Here is an 8,095-nt window from a genome sequence, read left to right on the forward strand (position 1 = left end):
TCGGCGAGCCCGCTTGTCGGGCCGCAGGTGAGCCGCTAACGCTAACGTCATGACGCGCATTGCTTTCTACACCGGCTCCTTCGACCCCGTGACCAACGGCCATGCCGACGTGATCGCGGCGGCGGCGGGGCTCTGCGACAAGCTCGTCGTGGCGATTGGCGTACACCCCGGCAAGACGCCGCTGCTTTCCGTCGATCAGCGCGCCGAGCTGGTGCGGACGGTCGCGACGCCGCTGCTGGCGGCGAAGGGGGCTGTTCTCGATGTCGTGACCTTCGACGATCTCGCCGTCGATGCGGCGCGCCGGGCGGGGGCCTCGATCATCATCCGCGGCCTGCGCGACGGCAGCGATCTCGACTACGAGATGCAGATGGCCGGCATGAACGGGACGATGGCGCCCGATGTGCAGACGGTGTTCCTGCCGGCCTCGCCGGGCGTGCGCTTCATCACCGCGACGCTGGTGCGCCAGATCGCGGCGATGGGTGGCGATGTCTCGCCCTTCGTGCCGCCTGTCGTGCTCGCCGCGCTGACGGCGCGCTTCGCCGGGAACTGAAGCTGTTCTGCTGGCCGATCGCGAAGTAGTCCGATCCTCTCGCCCCACAACTTCGCCATTATCCGTCGCTTTCTGCTGATTTAGGTTTGCATTTTGCTGAGAGCGATGGTGTCTCTCAGATGAAGCGACTCGTTCAGTGATCTTCGGCGCAGGCCCCTGCGCGATCCCCTCCGACAGGTTTTCCGATGCGTCTCTCCCGCTATTTCCTGCCGCTCCTGCGCGACACGCCCAAGGAGGCGGAGATCGTCTCGCACCGGCTGATGCTGCGCGCCGGCATGATCCGGCAGGAATCGGCCGGCATCTATGCCTGGCTGCCGCTGGGCCTGCGCGTGCTCAACAAGATCAGCAACGTCGTTCGCGAGGAGCAGAATCGCTCGGGCGCCATCGAGATCCTGATGCCGACCATCCAGTCGGCCGATCTCTGGCGGGAAAGCGGGCGTTACGATGCCTATGGCAAGGAGATGCTGCGGATCAAGGACCGGCACGACCGCGACATGCTCTACGGCCCGACCAACGAGGAGATGGTCACCGAGATCGTCCGGGCCTATGTCAAGTCCTACAAGGACCTGCCGCTCAATCTCTACCACATCCAGTGGAAGTTCCGCGACGAGGTTCGCCCCCGCTTCGGCGTGATGCGCGGGCGCGAGTTCCTGATGAAGGACGCCTATTCCTTCGATCTCGACAAGGACGCGGCGCGCCACGCCTATAACCGCATGTTCACGGCCTATCTGCGCACCTTCGCGCGGCTCGGCCTGAAGGCGATCCCGATGAAGGCCGATACCGGCCCGATCGGCGGCGACCTGAGCCACGAGTTCATCGTGCTCGCCTCGACCGGCGAGAGCGAGGTCTTCTGCCACAGCGACTACCTCAATTTCGAGACCCCGGCCGCCGACACCGATTTCGACAGCGTCGCCGGCCTTCAGGGCGTCTTCGACAAGTGGACGAGCCTCTACGCCGCGACCGAGGAGATGCACGACAAGGCGGCCTTCGAGGCGGTGCCGGAAGACAAGCGCGTCTCGGCGCGCGGCATCGAGGTCGGCCACATCTTCTATTTCGGCACCAAGTATTCCGAGCCGATGGGCGCGACCGTGGCCGGGCCGGACGGACAGCCGGTGCTGCTCCATGGCGGCTCCTACGGCATCGGGCCCAGCCGCCTCGTCGCGGCCCTGATCGAGGCCGGGCACGACGATGCCGGCATCGTCTGGCCCGAAGAAATCGCGCCCTTCGACGTCGCCGTCATCAACCTCAAGGTCGGCGACGCCGCGACCGACGGCGCGGCCGAACAGATCTACAAGCACCTGCTCGCCAGGGGCTACGATGCCGCGCTCGACGATACCGACGACCGGCCGGGCGCCAAGTTCGCCACGGCCGACCTGATCGGCGTGCCCTGGCAGATCATCGTCGGCCCGAAGGGCCTGGCCGAGGGCAAGGTCGAGCTGAAGCGTCGTGCCGGCGGCGAGCGGGAGCTCGTTTCGCTCGAGGCCGCGCTGGACCGCTTCAAGGGCCGGACCGCGTGACGGAAGGCCCCGCCGGAGCTCCTCCACGCATGACCAGGGCTGCTGCATGAGCGCCGTCGCCGAGAACGCTGGCGTCCCTACGGGAACGAAGCCCTTCGCCGGTTTCGAGTGGCTGCTGGCCGGCCGCTATCTGCGCACGCGCCGGCGCGAAGGCTTCGTCTCGGTCATCGCGGGCTTCTCCTTCCTCGGTATCCTGCTCGGCGTCGCCACGCTGATCATCGTGATGTCGGTGATGAACGGCTTCCGCAAGGAGCTGCTCGAGAAGATCGTGGGCGTGAACGGGCACATCTTCGCGACGCCGATCGACCGGCCGCTCGACGATTACGACAGCGTCGCGCAGAAACTCGCCAAGATTCATGGCGTCAAGCTCGCCATCCCGCTGGTCGAGGGCCAGGCGCTGGCTTCCTCGCAGACCGGCAACAACGGCGTGCTGGTCCGCGGCGTGCGCGAGGCCGACATCAAGGCGATTCCCTTCATCGGCGGCAACATCAAGTCGGGCACGCTCGACGGCTTCGACGGCGGCACGCCGGGGGTGGCCATCGGGCGGCGCCTCGCCAATGCGCTGGGAATCCAGGCCGGCGACACGATGACGCTGGTCTCGCCGCAGGGTGCCTCGACGCCCTTCGGCACGGCCCCGCGCATCAAGGCCTACCCGGTCAAGGCGATCTTCGAGATCGGCATGACGGAGTTCGACGGCACCTTCGTCTACATGCCGCTCGCCGAGAGCCAGGCCTATTTCAACCGCGACGGCGACGTGAACGTCATCGAGATCTTCGTCGACAATCCCGACCGTACGCAGGCGGTGCGCGACGCGATCGAGGCCGATGCGCCGCGCCCGCTCGTGCTGTCGGACTGGCGCCAGCGCAATCGCAGCTTCTTCAATGCGCTCGAGGTCGAGCGGAACGTGATGTTCATCATCCTGACGCTGATCGTGCTGGTGGCGGCGCTGAACATCGTCTCCGGCCTGATCATGCTGGTGAAGGACAAGACCGCCGACATCGCGATCATGCGCACGATGGGGGCGACGCGCGGGACGGTGCTGCGCGTCTTCCTGATCACCGGCGCCGCGATCGGCGTCATCGGCACGGTTGCGGGCCTCATCCTCGGCGTACTCTTCGCCAACAACATCAAGTCGATCATGGCTGTGCTGAACTGGATCACCGGCGCCAATCTCTGGGATCCGACGGTGCGCTTCCTCAGCGACATCCCCTCCGTCATCGACTGGCGCGAGGTCGTGAGCGTCGTGTTGATGGCGTTGACGCTGTCGCTGCTGGCGACCCTTTATCCGGCCTGGAAGGCGGCGCGCCTCGATCCGGTCGAAGCGCTGAGGATGGGCTGATGGCGCAGGAGATGCCCGCGCTCTTCCTTTCGCAGGTCGAGCGCTTCTATCCGCAGAGCGATGCACCGCTCGAAGTGCTGCGCCGGGCCGATTTCGCGCTCTGGCCGGGCGAGGTCGTGGCGCTGGTCGCGCCGAGCGGCACCGGCAAGTCGACGCTGCTCCATGTCGCCGGCCTGCTCGAGAAGCCGGATGCCGGCGAAGTCTTCGTCGGCGGTCTCGCGACCACCAAGCTCGACGATGCCGGCCGCACGCGGCTGCGTCGCACCGAGATCGGGTTCGTCTACCAGTTCCACCATCTCCTGCCGGAGTTCACGGCGCTGGAGAATGTCGTGCTGCCGCAGCGCATCCGCGGTCTGGCGCGCGACGAGGCGGAGGAGCGGGCCTCGGAGCTGCTGACCTTCCTCGGCCTCGGCGAACGGCTGGACCACCTGCCGAGCGAGCTCTCCGGCGGCGAGCAGCAGCGCGTCGCCATCGGCCGTGCCGTCGCCAATGGTCCGCGACTGCTGCTGGCGGACGAGCCGACCGGTAACCTCGACCCGCATACCTCGCAGCATGTCTTCGCCACCCTGATGGCGCTGGCGCGCGCGTCGGGGCTCGCAGCACTGATCGCGACGCATAATCTGCAGCTCGCCCGCCAGATGGACCGGCAGGTGACGATCCGCGAAGGACTGGTCGTCGCGCTGGATTGAGGGCGCCGGCCGCCGCTGCCGGCCGGGCTGGCGTGCCGGTCCGGTCTGCCGCGGGCGGGCAACTGTCCTGGAGAGCAAGGTCGCGGCCGGCGGGCGCCCGTCTCCGCTGCGCGTCGCCATTCCCCTCCCGTTAAGGGGTCGAACGATCCGTTAGCCTGTTGTTAACCTCCAGCGGAGGCGGGCCGCCTGGGTCTGTCTTCGTCGATTGACGAGAACAAAGCATGAACTAAACTGAACTTATCAGGAACACAGGAGGTTCTCATGACTGCAGCGCGTAAATTCGCCGCCGGCCTTGCCGAGATCGCCTCGCTTGGCGTCTTCCTCGGCATGATCTGGCTATGGGCCGCGATCTTCTCCGGTCCGCATGTCTGATCGCGGCAGGAGCCATCCACAGCGTCGGCCAGGATTCCACGGCGCGGGCTGCGCCGAGGTTTCGCAAGCGGTTCAGTTTTCATAAGGAGATTGAGGTCGACGAGTCGCGTGGCGACGATGGGAGCAGGACATGAGTCGGGAAGCTGGCGAGTCGCGCATCCTGTCGGAGATCGGCTTCGTCCACCTCCACGTCCATTCGAGCTATTCGCTGCTCGAGGGCGCAATGACCGTCTCGACCCTGGCGAAGATGGCCGCTGCCGACGGGCAGCCGGCGCTGGCGCTCACCGACACCGACAACCTCTTCGGTGCGCTCGAATTCTCCGAGAAGCTCGCGGGATTGGGCTTGCAGCCGATCGTGGGCGTGCAGCTCTCCGTCGATTTCGCCGACGAGGGCGAAGGCGGTCGAAAGCCGACCCAGCCGCAGCGCCTGCCCCATATCGTCCTCCTCGCGATGGACGAGGGCGGCTACGGCAACCTGATGAAGCTCGTCAGCGAGGCCGCGCTGGCGACCGGCGGCGCCGGGCAGCCGGTGACCACGGTCGCGCGGCTCTCCGCCTTCAACGCCGGGCTCATCGCCCTGACGGGTGGTTCTGGCGGACCGGTCGACGTGGCCCTGCGCAACGGCCAGCACCCGCAGGCGGCATCCCGCCTCGCGACGCTCGCCGAGATCTATGGCGACCGCCTTTATGTCGAGATCCAGCGCCATGGCAGCGACGGGGAGGCGGCGCTGGAGGCGCATCTCCTGCGTCTCGCCTATGACGCCGACCTGCCGATCGTGGCGACCAACGAGCCCTTCTTCGCCAAGGGCGCCGATTTCGATGCGCATGATGCGCTGCTGGCCGTGGCGGAAGGCCGGCTCGTTTCCGACGGCACGCGCCGCCGCGTTTCGCCCGAGCATTATTTCGCCTCGCGCGCCGAGATGAAGAAGCGCTTCGCCGATCTGCCGGAGGCGTTGGCGAGCACGGTCGAGATTGCGATGCGCTGCCACTGGCGCGTCTCGACGCGCAAGCCGATCCTGCCGCGTTTCGGCGAGGAGGGGCGCGACGAGGCGGAGGAGCTGCAGGAGCAGGCCCGTGCGGGCCTCGCCGCGCGGCTGGCCAAGCATGGCCCGGCCGAGCCCTTCACCGCCGAGGATTACGAGAAGCGGCTCGATTTCGAGCTTTCGATCATCACCCGGATGAAGTTTCCGGGCTACTTCCTGATCGTCTCGGACTTCATCAAATGGGCCAAGGCCCATGACATTCCGGTCGGCCCGGGCCGCGGCTCCGGTGCGGGCTCGCTCGTTGCCTATGCGCTGACGATCACCGACGTCGACCCGCTGCGCTTCGGCCTGCTCTTCGAGCGCTTCCTGAATCCGGATCGCGTCTCGATGCCGGACTTCGACATCGACTTCTGCCAGAACCGGCGTGAAGAGGTGATCGAATATGTGAAGCATCATTATGGGCAGGAACGCGTCGCCCAGATCATCACCTTCGGCACGTTGCTCGCGCGCGGCGTGCTGCGCGACGTCGGCCGCGTGCTCGAAATGCCCTATGGCCAGGTCGACAAGCTGACCAAGCTGGTGCCGCAGAACCCGGCCAAGCCAATCTCGCTGAAGGAGGCGATCGAGGGCGAGCCCAAGCTGCAGCAGGCGGCCGAGGAAGAGCCGATCGTCGCGCGCCTTCTGGAAATTGGCCAGAAGCTGGAAGGGCTTCACCGCCACGCTTCGACTCACGCCGCAGGCGTGGTGATCGGCGACCGACCGCTGGAGCAGCTCGTCGCGCTGTCGGTCGATCCGCGCACCGGCATGCGCGTCACCCAGTTCAACATGAAGTGGGTCGAGCAGGCCGGCCTGGTGAAGTTCGACTTCCTCGGCCTCAAGACGCTGACGACGCTGACGACGGCGGTGAAGCTGATCGCACAGCGCGACATCCATATCGATCTCGCCCAGCTGCCGTTCGATGATCCGCCGACCTACGCCATGCTGGCCCGCGGCGAGACGGTCGGCGTGTTCCAGGTGGAATCGGTCGGCATGCGCAAGGCGCTGGTCGAGATGAAGGCCGACCGTATCGAGGACCTGATCGCGCTGGTGGCTCTGTACCGGCCGGGCCCGATGGACAACATCCCGACCTATTGCCGCCGCAAGCTCGGGCTCGAGGACCCGACCTATCTCCACCCGGGGATGGAACCCTATCTGCGCGAGACCCATGGCATCATCGTCTACCAGGAGCAGGTGATGCAGGTGGCGCAGGCTCTGTCGGGCTATTCGCTCGGCGAAGCCGACCTTCTGCGCCGCGCGATGGGCAAGAAGATCAAGGCCGAGATGGACGCCCAGCGCGACCGTTTCGTGAAGGGCGCCATCGAGAACAGCATCAAGAAGGACACGGCGTCCGAGATCTTCGACCTGCTGGCGAAGTTCGCCGACTACGGCTTCAACAAGAGCCACGCGGCCGCCTATGCCGTGGTCGCATTCCAGACCGCCTATCTCAAGGCGAATTTCCCGGTCGAGTTCCTGGCGGCGTCGATGACGCTCGATATGGGCAACACCGACAAGCTGTCGGAATTCCGGCGCGACGCCGAGCGCCTCGGCATCAAGGTCGAGCGCCCCGCGATCAACCGCTCCGGCGTCGAGTTCGACGTGGCCGATGGCAAGATCTTCTACGCGCTGGGCGCCATCAAGGGCGTGGGCCGCGCGGCGGTGGAGTCGGTGGTGACGGCGCGGGCGGCAGGCGGCCCGTTCCGCGATCTTGCCGATCTCGCCCGCCGCATCGACACCAAGCTGGTCAACCGCCGTACGCTCGAGGCGCTGATCGCCGCGGGTGCGCTGGACGAGCTGGAGGAGGACCGCGCCCGCGCCATGGCCGCGATCGACGGGATGCTGGCGCTGTCGAACCGTATCCGCGACGAGGCGGCGGCCGGACAGTTCGATCTTCTCGGCGGTGGCGTGGTTCAGGAGGCCTTCCGCATTCCGCAGGTCGAGCCCTGGGCTCCCGCCGAGAAGCTCAAGCGCGAGCACGAGGCGGTCGGCTTCTTCCTGTCGGGCCACCCCCTCGATGATTACGAGCATGTGCTGAAGCGCCTGCGTGTGCAGCGCTATGCCGATTTCGCCCAGACGGTGAAGGTCAACGGCACCGGCGTCGGCAAGGTGGCGGTCTCCGTGATCGACAAGTCGGAGCGGCGCACCAAATCGGGCAACAAGATGGGCATCGTAAACCTGTCGGACCCCAGCGGGCAGTTCGAGGCCGTGCTGTTCTCGGAAGGGCTGATGCGCTACCGCGACCTGCTGGAGCCGGGCAGGGCGCTGGTGCTGCGTCTCTCCGCGGTGCTCGACGGCGAAGAGGTGCGGCCTCGCATCGAGGATGTCGAGGTGCTGGACGACCTCGCCTCCCGCCAGAAGCAGGACCTGCTGATCTATCTGCGCGACGACAAGGCGGTCGCCTCGATCGCGGAGCGCATCCGCCCGCGCGATGCTGTGCGTGCCGAGGGCAAGGTCTCAATCGTCATGATTCTCGACGATGGTGCCCAGGAGGTCGAGATCGAGCTGCCCGGGAAATTCCCGATCAACCAGCAGATCGCCAATGCCGTCCGCGCCGCGCCCGGCGTCGTCAGCGTCGAACTGCGCTAGCCATTCTCGTCAGGCATGGTTGTC

General features: G+C 66.7%; 5 protein-coding genes. All 5 read left to right on the forward strand.

The annotated features are described in order from the left end of the window. The first annotated feature begins 49 nt into the window (after positions 1-49). The 5 genes from coaD (at position 50) to dnaE (ending at position 8,071) form a co-directional block, all read left to right on the forward strand. Positions 50-550, forward strand: coding sequence for a pantetheine-phosphate adenylyltransferase (coaD, locus tag ACIPIA_RS06410; protein ID WP_400507765.1), 501 nt, complete (start codon positions 50-52; stop codon positions 548-550). A gap of 185 nt (positions 551-735) precedes the next feature. Continuing rightward, the gene (proS, locus tag ACIPIA_RS06415; protein WP_400507767.1) at positions 736-2,067 is read left to right on the forward strand and encodes a proline--tRNA ligase; all 1,332 of its coding nucleotides are present in this window, start codon (positions 736-738) and stop codon (positions 2,065-2,067) included. A 46-nt stretch (positions 2,068-2,113) separates the two neighbouring features. Further along, positions 2,114-3,406, forward strand: coding sequence for a lipoprotein-releasing ABC transporter permease subunit (locus tag ACIPIA_RS06420; protein ID WP_400507769.1), 1,293 nt, complete (start codon positions 2,114-2,116; stop codon positions 3,404-3,406). Beyond that, complete coding sequence (locus ACIPIA_RS06425; RefSeq protein ID WP_400507770.1) at positions 3,406-4,095, forward strand: ABC transporter ATP-binding protein; 690 nt, start codon at positions 3,406-3,408, stop codon at positions 4,093-4,095. The genes ACIPIA_RS06420 and ACIPIA_RS06425 overlap by 1 nt, the downstream gene beginning before the upstream one ends. A 502-nt stretch (positions 4,096-4,597) precedes the next feature. Beyond that, positions 4,598-8,071: a DNA polymerase III subunit alpha gene (gene dnaE / locus ACIPIA_RS06430; protein WP_400507772.1), complete on the forward strand. Its 3,474-nt coding sequence runs from the start codon at positions 4,598-4,600 to the stop codon at positions 8,069-8,071. Positions 8,072-8,095: the final 24 nt, after the last annotated feature.

Origin of the sequence: Allobosea sp. CER48 (genome assembly GCF_044752385.1) — a bacterium.
In the GTDB taxonomy this organism is placed as follows: domain Bacteria; phylum Pseudomonadota; class Alphaproteobacteria; order Rhizobiales; family Beijerinckiaceae; genus Allobosea.

What these genes read in the sequence shown, in the direction of transcription:
- dnaE (WP_400507772.1), top strand. Translation starts at nt 4,598, where the DNA reads ATGAGTCGGGAAGCTGGCGAGTCGCGCATCCTGTCGGAGATCGGCTTC.
- ACIPIA_RS06425 (WP_400507770.1), top strand. Translation starts at nt 3,406, where the DNA reads ATGGCGCAGGAGATGCCCGCGCTCTTCCTTTCGCAGGTCGAGCGCTTC.
- ACIPIA_RS06420 (WP_400507769.1), top strand. Translation starts at nt 2,114, where the DNA reads ATGAGCGCCGTCGCCGAGAACGCTGGCGTCCCTACGGGAACGAAGCCC.
- coaD (WP_400507765.1), top strand. Translation starts at nt 50, where the DNA reads ATGACGCGCATTGCTTTCTACACCGGCTCCTTCGACCCCGTGACCAAC.
- proS (WP_400507767.1), top strand. Translation starts at nt 736, where the DNA reads ATGCGTCTCTCCCGCTATTTCCTGCCGCTCCTGCGCGACACGCCCAAG.